Here is a 23175-nt window from a genome sequence, read left to right on the forward strand (position 1 = left end):
GCCTCCATGGCCCTTCAGTTCACCTCGCTCAATTCCGGATCCAACGGCAACTGCTATTACGTCGGCAACGACACCGACGCCGTGCTCGTAGATGCGGGCATCTCGTGCCGCGAGATCGAGCGGAGGATGGAGCGGCTCGGCCTTTCTTTGGAGAAGGTGCGGGCGGTGCTGGTATCGCACGAGCACTCCGACCATATCCGCGGATTGCCCACCCTTACGCGCAAGCACGGCATCCCGATCTATGTGACGGCACGAACCTATAAAGGCGGACGGATGTACCTGGAGCGCTCGAAAGTGCATGATTTCTCCGGCCAATTGACCTTCAACATCGGTTCGCTCTCCATCCAGGCCTTTTCCAAGGTGCACGATGCGGCCGATCCGTACAGCTTTACGATCTCGTATGGCGGGGTAACCGTAGGTGTCTTCACCGATCTCGGTGTGCCCTGTGCCAACCTGGTGCATCATTTCCGGCAGTGCCACGCCGCCTTCCTCGAATCGAATTACGATGAGGAGATGCTGGAGCACGGCAAGTATCCCTGGATCCTGAAACAGCGCATCCGCGGCGGGCAGGGGCACCTCTCCAACCGGCAGGCCCTCGACCTGTTCCGGGCGCATCGCCCCCCGTTCATGACGCACCTGCTCCTTGCCCACCTTTCGCAGAACAACAACGACGTCCGGCTCGTGCAGGCGCTCTTCGATGCCCATGCCGACGGTGTACAGACGCTCGTAGCCCCGCGCTACAGCGAGTCGCCCCTCTTCCAGGTAAGCACCGCAGGCGCAGGTCCCACCGTGCGGGCGCATTACGAAGCCGATACGCCCGGGCAGTTGAAGTTGTCGTTCGAGTGAGGGGCGTGAATCGTGAATCGACAATCGTGAATGGATCTCCGAAAGAATGTTGGCCGCAGGTGACAAATTTGAACCTGTAGCGTGCTTGCATCGTGCTTTCAAAAGAATCGATCTTGGCAATCATTGATCGGAAAAGCGACAGTCATCCGGCTCACTAATCCACTCGCGGGCATATCGGACACGTAATCAAGCATTCCCGTTGCGTTGTTTCCCACGTATCCATAGACGATGCCCCGGATCTTCACGGCGCCCCCATTCACTATTGACGATTCACGATTCACGTTTCAGATCGAATGCGGATGCTCCGTCGTAGACCAATAGTCGAAGATGATGCGCAGCTTCTCCTTGAGCTCCTCGAGGTGAAAGGGCTTGACGAAATAGCCCTGCACCATGGTCTTGTAGGCGTCATCCACGTCTTCACTGCGTGCGGAATTGGAGAAAAAGATGAACGGAATGCTTTTGCGGCTCAGGAAAAAGCTCTCGTTGATCTTCCGGCGCAGCTCAATGCCGCTCATGCCCGGCAGGTCTACATCAGAAAGGATCAGGAAGGGCTTCTCCTGGGTATCCATCAGGTAATACAACACTTCCTGCGCACTATCGAAAAAACGGCGCTCCTGGGGCAGGTGCAGCTCGTTCAGCGCCAGCTCCATCAGGTGGCGGTCCTCTGTGTCGTCCTCGATGATGATGATGGGTCCTGTCTTTGCCATAGCCAACCGTTGATGCGGCAAAAGACGCCGCGTACTCCACACCTGCAAATTCGGTGCCCCTGTTCAGCGAAGCGCCAGCAGCCGCGTCCGCAGCGCATCGTACGAAACGGCAAGCGGCTCTTTCTGCAGCGGGCGCTCCATCAGCCCGGCTATCGCGGGCGGATAGGGAACCGGGGCGCCCGTTTCCTCGGCCACCACGCCGGGAAACTTCACCGGGTGCGCCGTGCCCACCAGGATGCCGTGCTCACCCGGCGGCAACCCCTGCTGCAAGCCATGCCAGGCTACGGCGCTGTGCGGATCGAGTACATAGCCAAAGCGCTCGTACACGGCGCGGATCGCTTCCCGCGTTTGATCGTCTGTCGTAGTAGTCACGCGGAGCATCTGCCGCAGGGCCGCCGTATCGCCGCCGAACAGCTCCAGGATACGGACGAAGTTGCTGGGGTCGGCCACGTCCATGGCGTTGGAAAGGGTAGCGATGGCCGCGCGCCGCTCGCCCGGAGTGCCGGCCAGCAGGCGCGCCACTCCGTCGTTGGCATTGCATGCCGCAACGAACTGTTGCACAGGCAGGCCGGAACGATGCAGCAGCAGTGCCGCACCGATATTGCCGAAGTTGCCGCTGGGTACGCTCAGCACCGGCGGGCGGTCCTTACGCGGCCACTGCTTCCAGGCAAGGGCATAGTAGAACTGCTGGGGCAGCCAGCGGGCCACGTTGATCGAATTGGCCGACGTCAGGTAAAGCGCTTCGCGCAGGTTGGTATCGGCAAAGGCCTGTTTCACGAGGGCCTGGCAGTCGTCGAAAGTACCTGCCACCTCGAGCGCATGCACGTTGTCGCCGGCGCCGGCGATCTGCGCCTCCTGCACGGGGCTTACGCGCCCTTTCGGGTAGAGCACCACCACGTCCACATACGGCACGCCGTGGAAAGCGGCAGCGACGGCGCCGCCCGTATCGCCCGAGGTGGCCACCAGCACCACCACGCGCCCGTCGAGGCCCCGCGCGAACCAGGAAAGGCAGCGGCTCATGAAGCGCGCACCCACATCCTTGAACGCCAGCGTCGGTCCATGAAACAGCTCCAGTACGTGCATTGATTCCGACACGGGCCGCAGCGGCACGGGGAACGACAGGGTCTCTTCAACGATCCGCGCCAGCTCCGCCTCCGGGATCGAGTCGCCTGCGTACGGGAGGATGATCCGCCGCGCGATGGCATGGTCGTCGTACCGCCCGATCCCCTCCCAGAAGTCCGCGTCCAGCACCGGCACCGTACCGGGGAAATACAGTCCCTTGTCGGGCGCCTGCCCGTTGATGACGGCCGTCCGGAAATCCACTGCCGGCGCAGTGCCGTTGAGGCTATAATACTTCATCGTTTGCTTCATTTAGTGCGAGCGAAACCTGTTGCCAATCGTGGTCGCTGCGCAATTGATTATCCCATTAGCACATTATCCCATTCCCCATCAGCACATTACCCCATTACCCCATTACCCCATTAGCACATTACTCTTACACCCCGCGGATCGATCGTGGTCACATAGGTGCGGTGCTCGATCCCGAGTCCGGTGTAAACGTCGCGCATGGCGGCCGCAATGGCTTCAGCGGTGGCTTCCGTGCGGCTGAACTGGAACAGCGAAGGGCCCGAGCCCGAGATGCCGCCGCCCAGCGCACCGGCCTGCCTGCTGGCGGTACGTACCGCCTCGAATCCCGGGATGAGTGCCTTGCGATACGGCTCGGCCACCACGTCTTCCATCGAGCGGCCAATGAGTTCGGGGTCGTTCCGGTAAAAGCCGGCCACGAGCGCCCCCAGGTTGCCCCATTGCCGCACCGCCGACCGCATCGGGAGCTCTTTGGGCAGGATGCTGCGCGCGTAGGCCGTCGACACCTCGATCTGCGGGTGCACGATAGTGACAAAAAGATCGGCGGGCGGCAGGGCAATGATGTCGACCGGGTCGAGCGAGCGCACGAGCGTGACGCCCCCGTAGATACACGGTGCCACGTTGTCGGCATGCCGGCTTCCCGAGGCCAGGGCCTCGCCTTCCATGGCGAGGTCGAGCAGGTCTTCCTTCGAGAAGATATTCCCGAGCAGCTCGTTGGCGGCCACCGCGGCGCCGGCCGCAGAGGCGGCGCTCGAGCCGATGCCGCTACCGGGCTTGATCCGCTTCTCGACGCGCAGCTCAAAGCCGTGCGCAGCCCCTGCGCGCTGCAGGGCGGCCAGCAACACCACCCCCGACACGTTCTTTTCCGGGTCGCCGGGAAGGTCGAACGGGGAATCGTTAATGAGGCGCACACCGGGGGTATCGGTTCGCCGGAGCGTGAGCACATCATACGGTGCGCCGAGGGCGAAGCCCAGCACATCGAATCCGCTGCCCAGGTTCGACACCGACCCCGGCGCCTGTACGGTTACTTCCTCCTTCATAAGCGGGCGGTTTTGATGATGTCGGCAAAAACCCCGGAAGCGGTTACCTCGGCGCCCGCGCCTGCGCCCTTCACTACGAGCGGCTGGCCGGCATAGCGCTGGGTAAAGAACCGCACCACATTGTCCTTACCGTAAAGATGATAGAAGTCGTGTTGTGGATCTACGGATTCCAGTCCTACGGAGGCACGCCCGCCGTCGAAGCGCGCCACGTATTTAAGCCGTCTGCCCGCAGCCTGCGCCCGGTGGAGCAGGGATCGAAAATGCGGCTCCTGCCGCTCCATCTCGGCATAGAAGTCCTCGATGCTCCCTTCAAGGCAGGACGCCGGCAGGAAGGGCTCGTTAGCGATGGAGGCCATCTCCAACGACGCACCGCCCTCGCGGGCGAGGATCAGGATCTTGCGGGCCACGTCGGTTCCGCTAAGGTCGAGGCGCGGGTCGGGCTCGGTGTAGCCCTGGGCCTGCGCTTCGCGTACTATGGAGGCGAACGACGCGGAGCCGTCGTAATGATTGAACACGAAGTTGAGCGTGCCGCTCAGTACGGCCTCGATGCGCTGCACTTCGTCGCCGCTGCTCATCAGGTCGCCGAGGGTGCTGATCACGGGAAGGCCGGCGCCGACATTGGTCTCGAAGAGAAAGGGCGCATTGAACTCCCGGGCCCGGTCCTTCAGCATCCGGTAGTGCGCGTAGGCGGATGATGCCGCGATCTTGTTGCAGGCAACGATGCGGCAGCTCCGGCGCAACAGGGATTCATACAGGCCGGCCACGGCCTCCTGCGCGGTCATGTCCACGAACACGGAGTTGCGCAGGTTGAGCTCCCCGATCCGCTGCGCAAAGCGCGCCGGGTCGGCGGCTTCGGCGGCCATCAGCTGTTCTTCCCAGTTGGCCAGCGCAATGCCTTGCTCCGACAGCAGCATGCGCCGGCTGTTGAGAAGGCCGGTGACGCGCACCTGCAGGCGGAGGTGCTGCTCAAGCCAGGCCGCCTGCTGGGCGAGCTGCGCCAGCAGGCGCCTGCCCACGTTGCCGGTGCCGGCGATGAACAGGTTCACCTGTTTGTAGCTCGTTTCGAAGAAGGCCTCGTGCAATACGTTGATGGCCTTGCGCACGTCGCGGCCTGCGATCACAGTGGAGATGTTGCGCTCCGAAGAGCCCTGCGCGATCGCGCGGATGTTGACGCCGTTGCGACCGAGCTCCGAGAACAGGCGCCCGCTGATGCCGGAATGGCTCTTCATCCGGTCGCCGACGAGGGCCACGATCGCCAGTCCCGACTCGCATTGCAGCGGATCGATGGAGCCGTCGCGCAGCTCGTTGCGGAATTCTTCCTGCACCGCGGCGCGTGCCGCTTCCACCGCGGCTCCTTCGATGCCCACGCAGATGCTGTGCTCCGAAGACGCCTGCGTGATCAGGATGACGTTCACGCACTGGCGGGCGAGGGCGCCGAAGAGGCGGGCGCTGAAACCGGGGATGCCTACCATGCCGCTGCCTTCGAGCGAGATGAGGGCAACGCCGGTGATGCTGGTAAGGCCGCGGATGATGCTTTCGCCGGGCGCTACCTGCGCATGGATGCGCGTGCCGGGCGCGTCGGGCGCAAAGGTGTTGCGGATGTGCACGGACAGGTTGCGCTTCATGAGCGGCAGCACGGTAGGCGGGTACAGCACCTTGGCGCCGAAGTGCGACAGCTCCATCGCCTCTTCAAAACTTAGGGAGGCAATGCTGCGGGCATTGGGTACGAGGCGCGGATCGGCCGTCATCATGCCCGGCACGTCGGTCCATATTTCTACGGGAACGCCGAGTGCGGCACCGAGCAAAGCGGCCGTATAATCGGAGCCGCCGCGACCCAGCGTGGTGGTATCGCCTTCCGCGCTGGCGGCAATGAAGCCCGGCAGCACAAAGAGCACGCCTTCGGCCCCGGCGAAGTAAGAACGGATAGCGGACTCCGTCGGTTCTACTTCCACCTGCGCATGCGTATACATGCTGTTGGTGCGGATCAGCCTGCGGCTGTCGACCCAGGCGGCGTCCAGGCCTTCGTGACGGAGGTAGGCGGTAAAGAGTTGCGACGACAGCAGCTCACCGAAAGCGGCCAGGCGGTCGCGGGTGCGGTTGGAGCATTCGCCGAGGGCGGCGATGCCGCTGCATAAGGTGTTGAGCGCGGTGCAGGCCTCCACGATAAACGCGTTGTCGCTGCCGGGCGCCAGTGCGCCCAGCGTTTCGAGGTGCCGCGCCTTCAGCCCTTCTACCAGCGCGGGCCATTGAGGGTCCTGGGTTGCGGCGAGCGTGCCGGCCTGCAGCAGTGTGTCGGTGACGCCGCTCATGGCCGATACTACGACCACGCAGCGGTCTTTTTCCCCGGCGGCAAGGAGGAGGTATTTTACCTGCCGCATGGCGTCGGCGGAGCCCATCGACGTGCCGCCGAATTTGAGTACTTGCATCAGAAATCAGTTTGGAATGGAGAGATCGTATCCGTAGAAATGCGCCTATTCGGCCCGGGGTGGTATGTGCGTGCTCAACCCTTTCGGGTTGTGGTGGTCGTACCGGTGGTGGCGGTGGCCGAAAGCAGGAAGCCAGGCCCTTCCACGGGAAGGGTCATGCGCAAATGAGGATATGCGTACCGCGGCAGCATGTGCTCAAATTAAGGATTCCGGCGCAACCCGCCAATAATTTCCCGGGCGGACCCGCATCGTCATTTCAAAAGCGCCGCAACGGCAAGCCCGCTGAGGAGGGCGATACCGATGCTGAGGAGCGTGCCGATGAGGAGGTACTCGGTCTTCGTTTCGGAGCGCTTCTCGTCGGCAAAGCGAAGAATACCCTTGAGCGCGATGAGAAAGCCGATGATCTCGAATTGGCCGCGCAGCACCAGCACGAAGATGAGCACCCGCTCGATCATGCCGATGTACTTGCCGGCGTGTGCGAGCGTGGCCTGGTCCACGTCGGGGATCTGGCGGCGCCAGTCGCGCGTGACGAGGCCGATGAAGATCGAAGCGGGGGCGGTTTGGAGCATTAGCCCCGCTCCTGCCAGCCAGAGCATTTTCGAACTTTGGATCGTGTTCCATTCCTCACCGATGCCGTCGAAAGTGAGAAGGGGCCAGAAGCCGACCAGTAGGATTACGGATACGTGCAAAAGCTGGTCGAGCAGGAAGTATTGCCAGTTGTCGCGGCGGTAGCTCTTCCACCCGTCGATGAGCGTGTGCGTGACGCCGACCACCAGCGCCGCGCCCCAGTGTGCGAAGCCGCCGAGCAGCAAGGCGCCGAGCAGGGTCACGCCGCCGTGCGCATAGAGCCAGGGCGAAGCGAAGTGGCGCACCTTTCGGTCGCGCACCCAGGAGCCGGCCTGCAGCAGGAAGTCGGTCAGGAGGTGGGCGAGCAGCACCCGGGCGATCCAGAGCAGGGCGTCATGATAAAGCATAGCGTTCGATGAGGGTGGTATAATCGCGGAGGAGCCGCTCCAGCTCGGGCCAGGCGCCGGAGTGCACGTGCTGGCTGATGGTGGCCGGCGACTTTCCCAGGGCGCGGGCCACTTCCTGCTGGCTCCGGTTGCCGAGGAGCTCAAAGATAACGGCTGCCTGCCGGCCCGTCAACTGGTGGAGCAGGTGATCGGTAAAGCGCGCCAGGAGGCCCAGGGAGAAGTTGGCTTCCTCGTTCCCGGACAGGATCGTGAGCCGCGCTCCTTCGCCCAGTGCGTCGAAAGCACGCCCCGAAAGCAGAAAGGCCGGGCCGGTAGCCGTGCGCACGTTGTCCGTGGGTACGCTGCCCGCCGCGATCCCGATCGCACAGCGCACATCGATCGTACCCTCGCCGTATTGCTGGTTGAAGCGGCGGGCGGCGGTGCGGATAGACAGCACCAGCCGGAACGCAGCCCTGGCGTCGGGCAAGAAAGCCTGGAGCGAATCGCCCCGGTAGAACTCGAAGTCCTGTCCGGAAAGCAACGCCTCCTGGGCAGCGATCAGATCCCGGAAGTCCGGGGGCCGGAGATCCGTAGAGTTGACGACATCGGCAGTGAGTACGGCGGGCATGGGGACTATTACGTATTTAATACCGAATATAGGGCAATTTCGCATTTAAATACGAATTATGCTCTTATTCGTGGATAAAGCCGAATACATATCCCTTAAATCAATGTCCAAACAACATTTTTTCATCCCACGCACCTGCTCAAAACTTCTTGGGCATCAAGCGCCAAACTCCGCCAAACCCTTACCTGTAAAGGGATGTAACATTTTTTTAAGACCCTAGGCATCGTAGCACTCCCGCAACCTCATCTCGGCAGGCCGCTCCGTAGCAGGTAATTTTGTACCAACAAAGCCCCCGGAGCCGCGCCGGGATCCAGAAATCGAACTCAAACTTTTCATATAGCAAGCAATCGTTACGTCCGCTGTTTCTACAGCGGATTTTTTTTGTCCTTACTCGACTCCCCGCCGCAACGGCACGAAGGAAAAAAAGCCGAACGCTTCGCGCCGCACACCGCCCTCCTCTTTCCAGAGCCGAAGCATCTGCTGGTGGGCCCCACCGTTATCGAAGGGCAACACCAGGCAGCCGCCCGGGAGGAGCTGCTCCAACAACACGTCCGACCAATCGGGCGCCGCCGCGGTAATGAGCACCCGGTCGAAGGGTGCCTCCTGCGGCAGGCCCTCGTTGCCATCGCCATAGTAGAAATGAACATCCGGGTACAGCGGCCGCCAGGGTTGCGTGGCAAGCCGGTGGTACAGTGCAGCAATGCGCTCCACCGAGTACACAGCAGCGCCCATCGCGCCCAGCACGGCCGCCTGGTAGCCGCTGCCGCTGCCGATCTCCAGCACCCGCTGGCCGGGCTCTACCTGTAGCAGCGCGGTCTGGTACGCCACCGTATAGGGTTGCGAGATGGTCTGCCCCTCTCCGATCGGGAATGCGCTGTCAACATACGCGTCTTCGGAGTAGCCGGCGCTCATGAACAGGTGTCGCGGCACCCGGCCGATGGCCTCCAGCACCCGCTCGTCGGCAATGCCCTTCCGGCGGATCTCCGCCACCAGGGTTCGCCGCTGCTTCTGTTGCCGGGGAGAGTCGGGAAAGTAATACATGGCCGGGCGTTTAAGGATCGTGCAGAAAGAATAATGCCGGGAGTCCTACCCGTGTGCCACAGAAGCGGCGCATCACTCCTCCTTGCCCTTCTCGAAAGTGGGCTGCCCTACAAAGAAGAGAAAAGCCCCGAGCGCGCCCAGCCCCAGCATCCACCGCCCGTACCACTCGCCGTTGAAAAAGAAGATGGAGACAAAGGACAGGCCGGCCAGCACCTTCATGTACTCGGTCTTTTCCGGCGCGCCGCCGTATTGCACTGCCGTCAGGAACAGCAGCGTGTGCACCGGCACGAGCCAGATGGCGACCAGGTCGGGCCAAGCGATAAGGTGGCGGCCCACACCGTATAAATACAGTCCCTCCGGCAGCAGCAGCACTAGGTAGGTGACATAAAAGAACAGCAGGAGCCGGCCCCGGCCGACCGGCAGGTTGCGGTAGCACGACAGCGGCCCCTCCAGGAAGCCGACGAAGCGGAAGGCCAGGAAGCTGTGCGCCGCCACCAGCACTACCAGGAAAAGCACGATCGAATCATGGTCGTAACGGTCGCCGTTCCAGACGAGCGGGATGTACAACAACAGCAGCGAAAAGGCCTTCAGCAGCACGAAGGAAAAGCGGAGCTCCTTCCACGTATACTGCAGCAGCCAGTGCCGGAACGGCACCGCCTTACGCACACGGCGCGGACGGAAGGCGCCCCAGCCGGGCCGGTCGGCGCGATTGATCCCGGCCAGTAGTCCGGCAACGGTACCCGCATACAGGAGTAGCACGTATACGGCAATGACGACCGCGCTGCCTCCCTTTCCGCTCAGCACGGCAAAGGCAGCCATCAGTGCGGCATAGACCAGGAGCGGAAGATAGATCGCCCCCACGGCGACGGCGAACGGAAGCACCTGGCGCGTGCCGCCCAGCGCCCGCGTCTCGAACAGGAAGCGGCCCTCCGCGCCCAGCAACAGGCCCCGGCAGCAACCGAAGACGCGCAGCCCATATACCGACCAGGCCAGCAGGAGCAGCGCCAGCAGCGCGGGCGACGAAAGGAAGGTCTGCATCAGCGCGCGGTGATACAGCCCCAGTGTGTGCGGCTGCACCGCCCCGAAAAAGGCGATAAAGCACCCGGCGAAGAAGCCGGTGTGGCGGCGGTAAAAAGGCCCGGTGAACAACCGCAGGAAAAGGCCCGTCATAACTGGCGCTCGAGGGTTTGGTTGCAGACGAGGAGCGTTTCGAAGGCGAAGGCTGCTCCATCCAGCGGCTGGTGGGAGCTCAGTAAGAACGAGCAGCCGGTGGCCGCATACTCGCCCACGAGCCGGAGGCAGGTTGCCTGCGCGGCCGTATCGAGCGTGATCAGCGGCTCGTCGAGCAGGATCCATTTCGGGTTGCCGACGAAGGCCAGCACCAGCGAGAGCTTCTTGGTCATCCCGCTCGACCACGTGCCCAGGTTTTGCTCCAGGTAGCTGTTCATCCCAAAGGCCTCCAGCAGTGCTGCGGTAGCCGGGGCCGATCCGCCCTTCGTATCGAGGTAAAACTGCAGCAGGTCGCGACCTGTCAGGAAGCCGGGATAAACGGGCTCGGCCTCGGCCCAGTTCACGATGCGGCAATAGGCCTTCTTGTTGCAGCGCGCGTCGATACCTCCGGCTACGATGCGCCCGCTATAGGGCGTGAGCCCCGCGATGGCGCGGAGTAGCGAGCTCTTGCCGGCCCCGTTGGGGCCCTGGATCCAGTAGACGCCTTCGGCCAGAGCGAGGTCGGGCACCTGCAGCACAAGCCGTCCGTCGTAGGATTTTTTGAAATCGTGCAGTTCAAGCATGGTGATTGCCGGCTGACGTAGCCGCATCGGAAAATACTGCGTAAAATGCTTCGGGGCCGCCCGGTCATCGATCCGGAGCGAAATTAACAATCGCCCTAACCCGTGGCCGCGCTTGCTTCCCGGCTGGCCTGCCCGCACCTTTGACACTCCTCCAAACTCCGAAACACATGAAACCACACGTGATTTGCCATATGCTGGGCTCCGTCGACGGACGCATCAAGCAGGACATCTGGGGTTATAAAGATCCCGCCAAATATTTCGAGGAGCCCGCATCGAAGATCAAGGCAGACGCTTGGCTCGTGGGCCGGGTAACGATGCAGGAGTTCTCGAGCAAGAAGCCGCGCCCGGCCATGAAAAGCACCGTGCGCATCCCGAAAGAAGACTTTGTCGGCACGCACGACGCGAAGACCTATGCCGTGGTGATCGATCCCTCGGGCAAATGCCATTGGGACAAGAACATGGTGTCTACCGAGCACGTCATCGAGGTGCTGACCGAGAAAGTATCGAGCGGCTACCTGGAGCACTTGCGGGCGAAGAACGTCTCTTACCTTTTTGGCGGCAAAACGGAACTCGACCTGGCGCTCGTGCTCGAGAAGCTGAACCGGCATTTCGGCATCAAGCGCGTTCGCATCGACGGCGGCGGCCATGTCAACGGATCTTTTTTGAAAGCGGGGCTCATCGACGAGTTCAGCCTCGTGCTGGCGCCCGTGGCCGACGGCACTATCGGCGCCCCTACCCTCTTCGAAGCGGAGAAAGGCTTCGGCAAGCGCACCGCCACGCGCTTCCGGCTCAAGTCGGTGAAGAAGATCTTCGACGACTTTCTCTGGATCCGCTACGATGTGATCCGGTAAGCTGAAGGGAGGATCGTGAGCCGCGAGCCATACCCACCCGAACGCAATCATAACGAAAAACCACTATCGGGCACGACGCCTCACACTGCTCGCCTCACGAACACTACGGGGTTGCCGCTGCAGCCTTACCCGTCCGCACCCGCTCCACGGAGGCGATCACTTCGGAATAAAAGATCGGCGGCACGTCGGCCAGCAGGAGCAGACGCTCGTCCGACTCGTCTGCGGGTGGCCGGAACCATCCTTTCCGCGGCCCATTGTCCTTCAGGAAATACAGACGCCCGAGCTTCGGCTCATAGTCGTAGCCGAAGCCACCGGCAAATACGCCTTCGACCTGGAGGATCGCCTCGATGCCGTGTGCCGGCTCGCGAAAGCTGAAGTGGTCGAGGAAGCCGCCGTCGCCGGAAGGGCCCTTGCGCCAGCCGGCCCGCTCGAGGGTGCCCAGCACCGCCCCCTGTTCCGCCGGCCGGCCGGCATAGTCGGTAACGATCCTTCGCCCGGGGTCGGCAGGCGCATGGGCAGCGCGGTCGAGTTGTGGAAATACGGGAGCGATGCCCGCGTCGAAGAACTGCCGCTTCCAGCGATCCAGCGCCGCGGGCTCCAGCTGTAGGGGATGCACCATCCCCACAAAGCTGCCCTCCGGCAATTCGAGCTCCTCCTGCCCTTCATCGACGAGGCTTCCGTCGTCGAGGCAAAGAAAGCATTGCCGCAGCGCACCCGCTTCGTCAAACAGGCCCCAAAGCAGCTTCGTCGCATAGATGAACATGATGGGATTGCCCAGGAAGAGCGCTTGCCAGGCCTCCGGCGTCCAGCGGCGCTGCACCACCAGGAAGTACTCCATCCGGCCCGACTGTGCCTTCACTACGTCGCGCACTTCTTTGGCCACGTCCTTGAAATAGGCTTTGATCTCAGGACCAGCAGCGGCGGGAAGCGCCTTCAGCTTCTTGTTGTCCTCGTCGTAATAGACAAGCTTGAAGTTGCTGTCGATAAAGGCCCGGTAGCCAGCGTCGCCAACGGAGAACTCCTTGTACACCCCCTCGAAGCCCAGGTCGGGCAGCACACGGTCGCCTAGCTCGTGCACCGTGATGCCGAGTGCCGACGCTGCATCCTCGAGCGCCTGCAAGGCTGCGGCGCCGATGTTCTGCTTCTTGTTCTGGAATTTCCGGCTGTAGGCTTCCACGATGCGCAGCGCCTTGTCGGAGCCCTGCAGCGCGAGCGCCCCGATGCCGTACTCAGCCATCTTACCGCGGTTGCTGTCGATCCACTCGTTGATCAGCGTGCACACCTTGTCGGTGATAGCCTCGTTTCCCACCAGTGCCGCGAGGGCAAGCAGGTACTTGTATTCAGGCTTTCCCTGCTTATCCGTAAAAATACGGAGCAGCTCCCCGGCGAAGGGGCCGGAGCGTTCCTTGTCGACCTGCGCCAGCACGAAGCGTGCCTCCGGGTCGGCCTCCATCGCCTTTACCCGCCGCATGCGGTAGAGCAGGAAGCGGACCGTATCAGGCGGAAGCGCAGCACCCGACTGGTCGTACAGCGGCGGCAGCGTTGCCTCGTCGAGCCAGGACTCCACGGGCTTATCGAGCTTGCCGCGGCCCCGCGCCGCCGCGATCGTACGCTCCAGGAAGTCCGTGTCGGCGGCCGGCGGGAACCCGTCCTGTGCGATCTGCAGGAACAGGTCGCGGGCATTATCGTTGGCTTCGGCGTCGAGCAATGTGCCTACCGCGGCGCGGGCACTATCCGAAGAAAAGGCCGACAGGATGATGGCCCCGGTCTGGCGTGCCTCGCTGCTTTTGCTTTTCAGCAGGGCGATGGCCTTTTGCTCGGCATCCGGATCACGCTTCAGCACCATGTCGGCCACAAGCGTGCGGAGGGGTTTCGACTTCGTTGCCGCCAGCTTCCAAACGGTGTCGAGGTAATCAGCTTGCGGATAGCCTTGTTGTAGGAACTCCAACAGACCGCGGCTGTGCTCGATGTGTGTAGGCTGCCCTTTGCCCAGCAATCCTTCGCGCAGAAAAGGCAAAGCTTCCGCCGGATGGGCCTTCTTCAAGTAAGTATGGATGGCCAGCGATACCGGAACGCCGTCGCGGAACCATTCTTCCAACAGCTTCACTGCCTCACCGGGTGCGTCGTTGAAGATGCGCGACAGGGCAACAGTGCTGTAGTATCCGTTCAGTTTCTTTCCGGAGAAATACGGTTCGTGGTATTCGGCTTTACTGCGCTGCCGGTACCAGGACAGGTATAGGCGCGCGCTGTGCAGGAGCAACTCCGCCACTTCCTCTCCTTTCCATTCATAAAGTTCAGCGGCCGTATAAAAACGGGGGACTACCTCGTGCAGGTGCCCGTGCTCGCCCCGGATCCAGGCGGTGATCTGCGGCAGGTAGTGACCATCGGCGTGACGCAGCAGGTCGGAGGTCCATTCGCTGGCGAGCGACAGTCCCACGAACAGTTCCTGCAGCGCGTCCGCCGGCCGTCCTGCTTCTACCACCACGAAGTACGGATAGCTCCACTGGTCATCGCCCCAGCTGTGAGCGCTGCGCTGAACCCGGCCGGCCGGCGGCAGGTGCCGCTGCATCCATTGCTTCACGGGCGGATCGGTGGCCAGGAAGTCGCCTCCCTCAGCGCCCCGGTTCAGCTGGTTGAGCAGGAGCATGAAGATGTCGGTGTCGGACAGGCCCAACCGGTGCATCAGGGAGACCCAGGCATGCACGGCGGGCACATCGGCGGCCTGCAGCGCTAGGTGCCCGAACACCGCGGGCAGGTAGTGCGTAACCCCCGGAAGTACATCGGGATGAAAGAATAGGTCGAGCAGGCGGGTAGTGTGGGCCGTGGGCGCAGCCGGCGACCCGAGCAGGTAGGCAAGCCCAAGCAGCTGGTAGTATTCGTACGTGGGATGCAGGCCGCTGAGGTCGGGGCGCTCACCCAGGAGGTAACTCCGTATCAGCGCGTAGTTCTCCCTTGACTCTGGCGAATGTCCGTAAGGCTGGTCGTTGTTCGTATCGAAAAAGAAAGGCTTCAGTTCTTCTTGAGTAAAAAACATGGTGGAACAAGGTTATTTTTTCAGAACGAGGTCTTCACGCGCCGCCCATTGCGCGATATCCTGCTTGGAGAGGGCGGCGGCCATGAGCTCGGGAAATTTGTCGGGTGTGCACGCAAATACGGGAACGCCAAGGGATGCGAAATACTCGGCATTGCCGTTGTCATACGACGGAGCCCCCGAGTCGTCGAGCGCGAGCAGCACAATCAATTGCACGCCGGCCGCCACGAGCTCCGCCGCCTTTACGCGCATCTTGCCCTCATCGCCGCCTTCGTAAAGGTCGGTGATCAAAACAAGTACGGTGTCTGCCGGACGCGTGATGACACCGCCGCAATAGCGCAGCGCCAGGTGGATGTCGGTGCCGCCGCCGAGTTGCACGCCGAACAGTAGTTCTACAGGGTCGGTCACCTGCTCGGTAAGGTCGGCTACTGCCGTGTCGAACACGATCATCCGGAGGTTCACGGCCGGGATCGACGCCATCACGGCGCCGAAAATACCGGAGTACACGACCGAAGCGCCCATTGATCCGCTCTGGTCGAGGCAAAGCACCACGTCTTTGAGCGCGCTGCGCTTGCGCCCGTGGCCGATGCGCGTTTCGGGGATGATGGTGCGGTGGTCAGGCTGGTAATGTTTCAGATTCTTTTGAATCGTTGCATGCCAGTTGATCTCGTTATAGCGGGGCCTCCTGTTGCGCACGCTGCGGTTGAGGGCGCCGGCGATGGCCTGCTGCGTCGGTTGCGCCAGGCGGCGCATCAGCTCTTCCACCACCCGGCGCACCACCAGCCGTGCCGTGTCCTTCGTTTTGTCGGGGATAACGCGGCCCAGGCTCATAAGGGTAGCCACGAGGTGCACGTCCGGCTCCACATTCTCCAGCATCTCCTTCTCGAGCAACATCTGCGTCAGGTTGAGGCGCTTCAGGGCATCCTGCTGCATCACCTGCACCACGCTCGAAGGGAAGAAGGTCCGGATATCACCAAGCCAGCGCGCCACATTGGGCGACGATGCGCCGAGGCCACCCTTGCGGTCGGAGTCGTAGAGGGCGTTCAGGGAACCATCCAGCTGCACGTCGGTGCCGGAAAGCGGCATGCCGGTGCCGTCGTTTTCCGCGCTGCCCAGCACCAGTCGCCAGCGGCGGAGTCGTTCCGTATCGCTCATATCGGGTTTGTTTGATCGGTGAGAGGAATGCCCAGCAGGCGCAGCACGATGGGGATACCGGTGGCGGCACGTGCGGGATCCAAACCGGTTGACGGCGCGTTTGCCACCCGGTGGCCACTGTTGCCGGAGCGGGCCTTCTCGCCCAACTGCCGGCGCTCCGGCCGGGTGAAGAGCGAGAAGGTGCGCCGGAGAAGGGGCAGCACCTGTATAAATACGGAGGGGTCGAGCGTCGCCACCCATTCGTCCACGAGCGACCAGAGGTCGGTATCCAACAACAGCAGCGTGCCGGAACCCCGCAGAAAGCCCTCGAGCCAGGCTGCACTGCGGTCGGGGCCGGCGGCCAGCGATACCTCGGTTCGGAACCGGCGCTCCAGCTCCTCGCCCTGCAGCTCCTTGCGGTCGTAGAGCAGGCGTGCAGCATAGCCCCGTAGCACCGGCGCCGAGCGGCTGTTGGCCAGTACCGAACGGAGCGCGCCTATCCAGGCCTCGTCCATTGAGGCCTGCTGCAGCAAAGCGAGGGCCTCGTGCACGAGCCGCATCTGGTCGAGCAATTCCTGGGCGGCCTCGTCGGCGATCCCCGAAACGGCGTTGGGCAGCCCGATGCAGATCCGCGTCACCATCGTATCCACGATGCGCAGTACGAGCTCCGCGTCGGTACGCCGTACGTTGCCATACCGGGCCACGCGCACGAGCGGCTCGAGGGATTCCATCAGCTGCACCACGTCGGTACTCGCGGCGGCCGCGTTGTTGAGCGCAGGCAGCAGCTCGTTCACCGCCTCGTTCAGGTCGGCGGGCAGCGCGTTCACGAGCAGGCGCGCGATCGAGGGTACCGAGCCGCCCTTGCGGGCCTCGTGCCGGATAAAGTTGTTGGCAGCCTCGGCCACCGTATTTCCCCAGTTGCCTTTTTCGATCACGTCCACGGCAAAGGAAGGCGTCCACTGCAGGCGCCACTGCTCCTTGAAGGTGCCTTTGCCGCTGGTTGCCGTCTGCTCGCCCCAGCCAATCCCCAGCAGGCGCAGCCGGTGCAGGAAGACGCTCCGGGCCAGGTCGGTGTCTTTGCGGAGGTCGAGCGTATAGTCTTTGAAATCGGCCGTTGCGGGCAGGCGCAGGGTTTTCTGCGTTTTCTCGATATCGACCTGCAGCGGCGGGCGGGGCACCACTTCGGGCACTTCGCCGATCACATGACCCACGATAAGCTCGTCGTGCAGCAGCTGCATCAGGAGGTCTTCGCCACCACACAGCACGCTGCGCGTGGCTTCCTCCAACTCGGCGAGCCCCACGCGCGGGAGTCCGCGCAGCGAGGAAAGCGCCGTGGCCAGCCGCACGGCCTCGATCACGTGCGCTACGGAGGTGTCCATGCCTTTCCCGCGGAACAAGGCCGCCACGCGACTCATCCAGCGCGTTCCATCGTCGTTCGGGTGCTGCCAGAGGTGCCCGTACCAGCCCGGCGAGCCGATGCCCGCGCCATAGCCGCTGCGCAGGCTGAGCCGATCGTAGGTCCAGGGGATCCAGGTGCATTCCACCTTTACTTTAGGCAGCCCCTTCAGCAGCTCGTTGTCGTCCTTTGCCTTTACCGGCTCCTTGAGTCCTGGCACGTGCCAGGCGCCGCAAATCACGGCCACGGTCGTGTACAGCTCTTTCTCCGCCTGCCGGATGGCGCGGCGCATATGGGCCTCGCGAAGCGCCTCGCGGTGGTCGGCGCGTTGCGGCAGGGTGCTGCGCAAAGCGCCCATGGCCTCCCCGATCGCCTCGAACACTTCGCCTGCCTCCTGCCGGTACTCGAACATCTGCTCCCACCACTCTTCGCCGTCGGCGTAGCCTGCCGCCTCGGCCAGCCAGCCGATCGGGTCGCGCCGGGCCTCTTCCGCCACCTTCACGTCTGTGCCCTGCGGGGCGGGCCCTCCGGCTTCGATTGCATCCGGTTCCGCTTCGGGTGTACTCGGGTCCGTTTTGGTTTGCTCATCACGCCGTTGCGCCTCCTCTTCAATCCCGAACATATGGGCAACGGGCAGGTCAAAGAAGCGGACCGGTATCGCGTGGCGACGCGCATAAGTTATGGCCTGCCACTCCGGTGAAAATTCGGCAAAGGGATAAAAAATGGACTGCTGCGGCCGGTCGGGTCGGTAGCACAGGAGCGCCACCGGCGGCTTCATGGCTTCATCGGCCGCCCACTGTAGCAGCGCATCGGCCTCGGGCGGACCTTCCACCAGTACGATGTCGGGCCGGAGCGCCTCCAGGTATTCCCGCACGTTGCGCGCAGAGCCGGGGCCATGGTGTCGTATTCCGAACAGGTGCACACTCATATTCCCAGATCACGGCAGGCCCTGTAAATGTCTTTCCAGTCTTCGCGGGTCTTCACTACCGTCTCCAGGTATTCCTGCCACACCACCTTGTCCTGGACGGGGTCCTTTACCACGGCGCCCACCACGCCCGCGGCGAGGTCGGCGGCGGTAAGGCGGCCGTCGCCAAAGTAAGCGGCCATGGCCAGCCCGCTGTTCATGACCGAAATGGCTTCTGCCGTGCTGAGGGTGCCGCTCGGCACCTTGAGCTTCGACTTGCCGTCGAGGGTCAGGCCGGCACGCAGCTCCCGGAATATGGTCACGATGCGCCGGATCTCTTCGAGGGCCGGCTTTTCAGCGGGTAGCTCCATCACCTTTTCGAAGCTCTCCACGCGGCGCTGCACAATGTCGATCTCCTCCTCCATCGAAGCCGGCACCGGTAGAATTACGGTATTGAAGCGGCGCTTCAGCGCGCTCGACAGGTCGTTGACGCCCTTGTCGCGGTTGTTGGCGGTGGCAATGATGTTGAAGCCGCGCGTCGCCTGCACCTCGGTATTGAGCTCGGGGATGGGCAACGCTTTCTCCGAAAGGATGGTGATGAGCGTGTCCTGCACGTCGGCGCCGATACGGGTCAGCTCCTCGATGCGGGCGATCTTGCCGTCTTTCATGGCACGCACCACCGGTGTTTCCACGAGGGCCTTCTCGCTCGGCCCTTCGGCCAGCAGGCGGGCATAGTTCCAGCCATAGCGGATGGCTTCCTCGCCGGTACCGGCAGTACCCTGTACGATCAGGGTGGAGTCGCCCGAGATGGCGGCGGCCAGGTGCTCGCTCACCCAGCTCTTGGCGGTGCCGGGCAGGCCATACAGCAGCAGCGCGCGATCGGTGGTGAGGGTCGCCACGGCGATCTCCATGAGGCGCCGGTTGCCGATGTACTTGGGCGACACCTCGAAGCCGTTGGGCAGGCGCCCGCCTAGCAAGTAGGTCACCACCGACTGCGGCGTCATCGTCCAGTTGGCCGGGCGCTTTCCGCTGTCGGACTTGCGGAGCTCTTCCAGCTCCTGTGCGTATAGATGCTCTGCGTGTTCCCGTAAGATGTGGGCCATAGCGTTGGTTTATGCGTTGAAGTGTTGTTGAATTTGCTCTTTGAGCCCGAGGAGGTGCAGCAGGTACTCCTGTTGCGCGCCGGCGGAATAGGGATGCCTGGCGGTGTCCTGCCGCAGCGCCTGCAGCACAGGCGCCGCCGCAGCCGGAAGAAAGGGCAGCAGCCCGCTGTAAAAGGGTTTTCCGTAATTATACGGGTCGGCCGACAGCGTCCGGAGCACCGCGGTGGCAAAGGGAAGGCCCCACTCCTGCCGGCTATGGGCAAGCGCGGCCTGGAGCAACTCCGCTCCGGGTGGTCCTTTCATACGGGGCGTCGAATAGTGCTCGGCCTCCGGCTGCGGCAGCAGCAACCAGGCGTCCGAGTAGAGCGACTTCTGGTCCTGGGCGAGCACAGGGCGCAACCAGTCTGCATCGCGGAAACGAAGAGCCGCGGTGGCAATTGCCGGCAGCAGGAAGGCTGTTGCCTTTTCTTTTGCCAGCAAGGCTATTGCTTCTTCCGCCGGGCGCTCCAGTTGCTCCGCCCAGAACGAGGGGGGCACCGACGCCGCCAGCTGATAGAGTACAAACTGCTCGTCGGAGGTGTCCCTCGTGCCGGACAGCGATTCGATCCCTGTTTTGTAAAGTTCTTCCTCCATGCCTGTCAGCTGCAGCGACACCGTAGTTTTTCCGCCGATACCGAGTACGCCGCGTGACACCTGTATTTGTACGGATCGGGAGAGCACGGCGCGGTAGCGTTGTACGAGCTCAGAGCCGGAAACGAGTTTCAGAAGCGCTAATACTTCGTCGCGCACCTTCACACTCTTGTCGCCGGCTAGCCCGGTCAGCCAGGGTAGGTCGTCGTCGCCGATATTGATAGCAAGAGCTGAGAGCAGCGCGGCACGGGCAGCGGCGTTCTCTTGCGGCCAGGCGGCCTGCAAGTGGGTACGGGCCGCGGCGGGGTCGGTAGCCCGCAGGTTCCGGAGCCATTCGCGCCGCTGGTCGAGGCTCCCGGTTTCCCAGGGATCCTCCTCCTCTACCGGCTCGCCCATCTTTTTCCACTCCGGGTTCAGGCTCCGGAGCCAGGCGCCCCGCGCGCCGCAACAAGCAAACACCGGCGGGCGCAGCGAACGATCTTTCAGCGCCGCATCCAGGAGCACCGGGATGACGTCCGGCCCTACGATCTGGCCAGCCGCGGAGCACCGGTCCAGGAAGAGGTGCAACAGCGCCGCGCTGCCGGTTTCAAGCACCGCATGCAACAGCTTTCGTGCAGCATCACCGATATAGGGTAGTTCCTCCGGATTTGCGGGGGCAAGTTGCGCTTCCGGGTCGCGCAGCGGGAGCAGGCCGCACTGGCGGTAATTATACAGCAGCGCGGCCGCCTGCAGGAAGGATTCCTCCGCAGTGGCTTGCGGCGCCATTGCCAGGGCGGTACGCAGCGCCGGCGGCAGCGCCTCCGGGCTCAGCGGCCGGCGCGATGTGCCCAGCAGGGCGGTATCGATCAGGGCGTTCCAGGGTTCCATCAAAGTACGTGGTATTGATTCTGGCTCCAGAGGCCCAGGGGTTCATAGATTTGGCCCTTGCCCACCAGGGCGAGGTCGAGGGGGGCGCCGCCGCTCCAGGCCAGCAGCTTCCAGAGTCCCGGGTAGCCGGCCGGGAGTGCCATGCGGTCGCCGGCGCCGTCGCGGAGCCACCAGCCACCTTCGGCAGGCACCGGAGTGAGCCCGCGCACCACGAAGGGTCGCTCCGGCTGCACCGGGAAGGCCGCCGACGCGGCCGCCTGTATTGCTACAACCGATCGCCACGAGTCGTGCCCTGCCTCCGGCCGAGCCGGCGCCGCGGGCAGCTGTCGCTTGATGATCGTCCGCAACGGGTGGGAGCCGGGATAAAAAACGAGCTCGGCCTCCAGGTGCATCCCGGGCTGCATCAGCAACGTCGGTGGCTGCCCCCTTACCAGGAACTGCAGCAGCAGCGCATAGCGGTCGCTGCGGAGACCCCAGAGCCAGTATCGTTCGGTAGTGAGGTTGTCTTCCACAAAGGTGCGCCGGCCGAGCACGATCCAGGTGTCGGTGATGCCGGTCTGCTCCTTGAGCGTTTCCTGGCTCACGGGGAAGCCGATGCGGGCGCGCAGGTCCTGCACGGTATCCTCGCCGAGTTCCGTAGCACCCTGAAAGCCTTTGCCAACGAGGTACAGATCGAGCAGGCGCTCGAGGAAGCCGGTTTGCCAGCCGTCTTTGTAGAAGGCCGTTTCGCCGAGCCCGCGTACCATGCCGGCGAGCCCGGGCGCCTGCGCGTCCACGAGGCGGCGTGCGGCGTCTTCCCAGAAGGCCGGTGGCTTGTCGGGCAGTTGCATCAGCCCGCCGCGGATGATGTCCTGTATCCACGAAAGCAGCTCGGCGATGCCATCTGCCACCTTGCCCGCCCGTGCCTCCTGGCGTTTCTGCTGGGCCGCAGTGTCCACCGCCGTTTCCTTTTGCCCGGTCTTTTCTTCTTCTTTACGGGCCCGCCGCCCGATCCATTCCTGCACCCAGGCGGGTGCTTCGGTTGCCGCGAACAGGGCCGGCTGACGCGCGTGGAGCAGGCCGAGGCCGATGCCGTGCTTGCAGGGAAATTTCCGGCTCGGGCAGGAGCATTTGAAAGCGGTGGAGCCAAGGTCGATCGCAGCCTGGTAAGGCTTGCTGCCGCTGCCCTGGCATTCGCCCCAGACGGCCGCTTCGGACGCGCCGAGGGTCACCCATTTCTGCGGGCCCGCGAGGCCCTGTCCGGCTTTCCGGGAGGCTTCGTCGGGCGCGAGGCCCAGTATCTGATCGTCGGTAAGATTCATGCGGAAGGAGCCCTAAACTTAGTCAAAGTCCGGTGTCGAAATACAGGACGAAGGCTTCTCAAAGGCTGTTTAATTCAATGAGCCTTTCGGAGGGTGTGGATAGGTCGGCCGCATGCGGCCTATTTCACGCAGCGACGCAGCGGGTGGCGGCGCTGCGAAGCTGCAATCTGCTGAGAATTCTTCAAAGTGTTTCATCGTCGCGCCGTTGCGTCGTTGCGGCGTCGCGTGCCAAGGCCGCTTGCGGCCGACTATTTCAAAGCTTTCCAAAAAAGAAAAAAGTGTCAGCAGGCGCCTCGTTGTTATACCCCGCTGAACATGGTGAAGCCGCCATCGACCTCGAGGGAGGAGCCCATCACGAAGGAGGAAGCATCGCTGAGCAGGTATACCAGCGCGGCGGAGAGTTCCTCGGGTCGTCCGAAGCGGTTCAGGGGCGTCTTACCCACTACCTTCTGCCCGCGGTCGGTAAGGCTGCCATCGGGCTGCGTCAGCAGGCTCCGGTTCTGCTCCGTGAGGAAAAAGCCGGGCATGATCGCGTTGATCCGGATGCGGCCGCCGAAGCGCCGCCCGAGTTCCACGGCCATCCATTTCGTATACGATTCGATAGCCGCCTTTGCCATGCTGTAACCGAGCACTTTCGTCACGGCCGTCCTGGCCGAAACGGAGGAGATGTTGACGATGCTGGCCGCTTCCGAAGTATCCCGCATGCTCTGACCAAATACCTGTGTCGGCAGCAGCGACCCGAACAGGTTCAGTTGCAGCACCGCTTCGAGGGCGCCCATGTCGAGGGCAAACAGGTCGCCTTCCGGCTGCACCACGGCCCCGGGCTGGTTGCCGCCCGCCGCGTTCACGAGCCCATCGATCTTCCCGAATTCGGAGAGAATGCGCTCGTTGGCGCGGCGCAGGTCGGACTCGTTGAGCACGTCGCAGGCGATGCCGATGGCCCTGCCGCCTTCCGCGGTGAGTTCTGCGGCGCGGGCCTCCGCGGTGTCGCCCTTGCGGCCCAGAATGCATACCGAGCCGCCGGCAGCCACGATGGCCTTATTAAAGCTATACCCGAGTACGCCGGTGCCGCCGGTCACTACGATCACCTTTCCGGAAAGATTCATTGCGTGTATGTTTTGAGGATCCAAACCTGTTTGCATCACTAGCGGAAAGTGCC

18 protein-coding genes are annotated in these 23175 nt (G+C 63.2%); 2 read left to right on the forward strand and 16 right to left on the reverse strand.

The annotated features are described in order from the left end of the window. The first annotated feature begins 6 nt into the window (after positions 1 to 6). On the forward strand, positions 7 to 846 hold the full coding sequence (locus ABD937_RS12195; protein ID WP_345256013.1) for an MBL fold metallo-hydrolase: 840 nt from the start codon (positions 7 to 9) through the stop codon (positions 844 to 846). Between the two features lie 284 nt (positions 847 to 1130). Here the strand turns inward: ABD937_RS12195 and ABD937_RS12200 are convergent, their stop codons facing one another. The 9 genes from ABD937_RS12200 to ABD937_RS12240 all read right to left on the reverse strand — a co-directional run bounded on the left by ABD937_RS12200 (position 1131) and on the right by ABD937_RS12240 (position 10799). Beyond that, positions 1131 to 1553, reverse strand: a complete 423-nt coding sequence (locus ABD937_RS12200; RefSeq protein WP_345256015.1) for a response regulator — start codon at positions 1551 to 1553, stop codon at positions 1131 to 1133. Positions 1554 to 1616: 63 nt separating this feature from the next. After that, the gene (gene thrC / locus ABD937_RS12205) at positions 1617 to 2912 is read right to left on the reverse strand and encodes a threonine synthase (RefSeq protein ID WP_345256016.1); all 1296 of its coding nucleotides are present in this window, start codon (positions 2910 to 2912) and stop codon (positions 1617 to 1619) included. A 122-nt stretch (positions 2913 to 3034) separates the two neighbouring features. After that, entirely contained in the window at positions 3035 to 3958 is a 924-nt protein-coding gene (locus ABD937_RS12210) for a homoserine kinase (RefSeq protein WP_345256018.1), read from the reverse strand. Beyond that, a complete protein-coding gene (gene thrA, locus ABD937_RS12215) occupies positions 3955 to 6384 on the reverse strand; it encodes a bifunctional aspartate kinase/homoserine dehydrogenase I (RefSeq protein WP_345256019.1) in 2430 nt (809 codons plus the stop codon). The genes ABD937_RS12210 and thrA overlap by 4 nt, the downstream gene beginning before the upstream one ends. Positions 6385 to 6635: 251 nt before the next feature. After that, positions 6636 to 7358 carry a DUF3307 domain-containing protein gene (locus ABD937_RS12220; protein WP_345256020.1) on the reverse strand — a complete coding sequence of 241 codons (723 nt, stop codon included), beginning with the start codon at positions 7356 to 7358 and terminating at the stop codon, positions 6636 to 6638. Beyond that, on the reverse strand, positions 7345 to 7965 hold the full coding sequence (locus ABD937_RS12225; RefSeq protein WP_345256021.1) for a helix-turn-helix transcriptional regulator: 621 nt from the start codon (positions 7963 to 7965) through the stop codon (positions 7345 to 7347). The genes ABD937_RS12220 and ABD937_RS12225 overlap by 14 nt, the downstream gene beginning before the upstream one ends. Before the next feature lie 387 nt (positions 7966 to 8352). Continuing rightward, positions 8353 to 9006: a protein-L-isoaspartate(D-aspartate) O-methyltransferase gene (locus ABD937_RS12230; protein ID WP_345256023.1), complete on the reverse strand. Its 654-nt coding sequence runs from the start codon at positions 9004 to 9006 to the stop codon at positions 8353 to 8355. A 72-nt stretch (positions 9007 to 9078) separates the two neighbouring features. Further along, a complete protein-coding gene (locus ABD937_RS12235; protein WP_345256024.1) occupies positions 9079 to 10176 on the reverse strand; it encodes a hypothetical protein in 1098 nt (365 codons plus the stop codon). Then, the gene (locus ABD937_RS12240; RefSeq protein ID WP_345256025.1) at positions 10173 to 10799 is read right to left on the reverse strand and encodes an ABC transporter ATP-binding protein; all 627 of its coding nucleotides are present in this window, start codon (positions 10797 to 10799) and stop codon (positions 10173 to 10175) included. The genes ABD937_RS12235 and ABD937_RS12240 overlap by 4 nt, the downstream gene beginning before the upstream one ends. Before the next feature lie 167 nt (positions 10800 to 10966). Here ABD937_RS12240 and ABD937_RS12245 point away from each other — a divergent pair, with 167 nt between their 5' ends. Next, positions 10967 to 11650: a RibD family protein gene (locus tag ABD937_RS12245; RefSeq protein ID WP_345256026.1), complete on the forward strand. Its 684-nt coding sequence runs from the start codon at positions 10967 to 10969 to the stop codon at positions 11648 to 11650. Positions 11651 to 11753: 103 nt separating this feature from the next. Here ABD937_RS12245 and ABD937_RS12250 read toward each other — a convergent pair whose 3' ends face one another. The 7 genes from ABD937_RS12250 to ABD937_RS12280 form a co-directional block, all read right to left on the reverse strand. Further along, positions 11754 to 14684 carry a DUF4132 domain-containing protein gene (locus tag ABD937_RS12250; protein WP_345256027.1) on the reverse strand — a complete coding sequence of 977 codons (2931 nt, stop codon included), beginning with the start codon at positions 14682 to 14684 and terminating at the stop codon, positions 11754 to 11756. 12 nt (positions 14685 to 14696) lie between these two features. Next, positions 14697 to 15836 carry a VWA domain-containing protein gene (locus ABD937_RS12255; protein WP_345256028.1) on the reverse strand — a complete coding sequence of 380 codons (1140 nt, stop codon included), beginning with the start codon at positions 15834 to 15836 and terminating at the stop codon, positions 14697 to 14699. After that, positions 15833 to 18139 (reverse strand): DUF5682 family protein, encoded by a 2307-nt coding sequence (locus ABD937_RS12260; RefSeq protein WP_345256029.1) that lies wholly within the window; start codon positions 18137 to 18139, stop codon positions 15833 to 15835. The genes ABD937_RS12255 and ABD937_RS12260 overlap by 4 nt, the downstream gene beginning before the upstream one ends. After that, positions 18136 to 19218 carry an ATP-binding protein gene (locus ABD937_RS12265; protein WP_345256030.1) on the reverse strand — a complete coding sequence of 361 codons (1083 nt, stop codon included), beginning with the start codon at positions 19216 to 19218 and terminating at the stop codon, positions 18136 to 18138. The genes ABD937_RS12260 and ABD937_RS12265 overlap by 4 nt, the downstream gene beginning before the upstream one ends. A 9-nt stretch (positions 19219 to 19227) precedes the next feature. Beyond that, positions 19228 to 20715: a DUF5691 domain-containing protein gene (locus ABD937_RS12270; RefSeq protein WP_345256031.1), complete on the reverse strand. Its 1488-nt coding sequence runs from the start codon at positions 20713 to 20715 to the stop codon at positions 19228 to 19230. After that, positions 20715 to 22016: an SWIM zinc finger family protein gene (locus tag ABD937_RS12275; protein WP_345256032.1), complete on the reverse strand. Its 1302-nt coding sequence runs from the start codon at positions 22014 to 22016 to the stop codon at positions 20715 to 20717. Before ABD937_RS12275 ends, ABD937_RS12270 begins: the two co-directional genes overlap by 1 nt. Before the next feature lie 299 nt (positions 22017 to 22315). After that, a complete protein-coding gene (locus ABD937_RS12280; RefSeq protein WP_345256033.1) occupies positions 22316 to 23122 on the reverse strand; it encodes an SDR family oxidoreductase in 807 nt (268 codons plus the stop codon). Positions 23123 to 23175: the final 53 nt, after the last annotated feature.

The organism is Flaviaestuariibacter amylovorans (assembly GCF_039541815.1).
GTDB classification, from domain to species: domain Bacteria; phylum Bacteroidota; class Bacteroidia; order Chitinophagales; family Chitinophagaceae; genus Flavisolibacter; species Flavisolibacter amylovorans.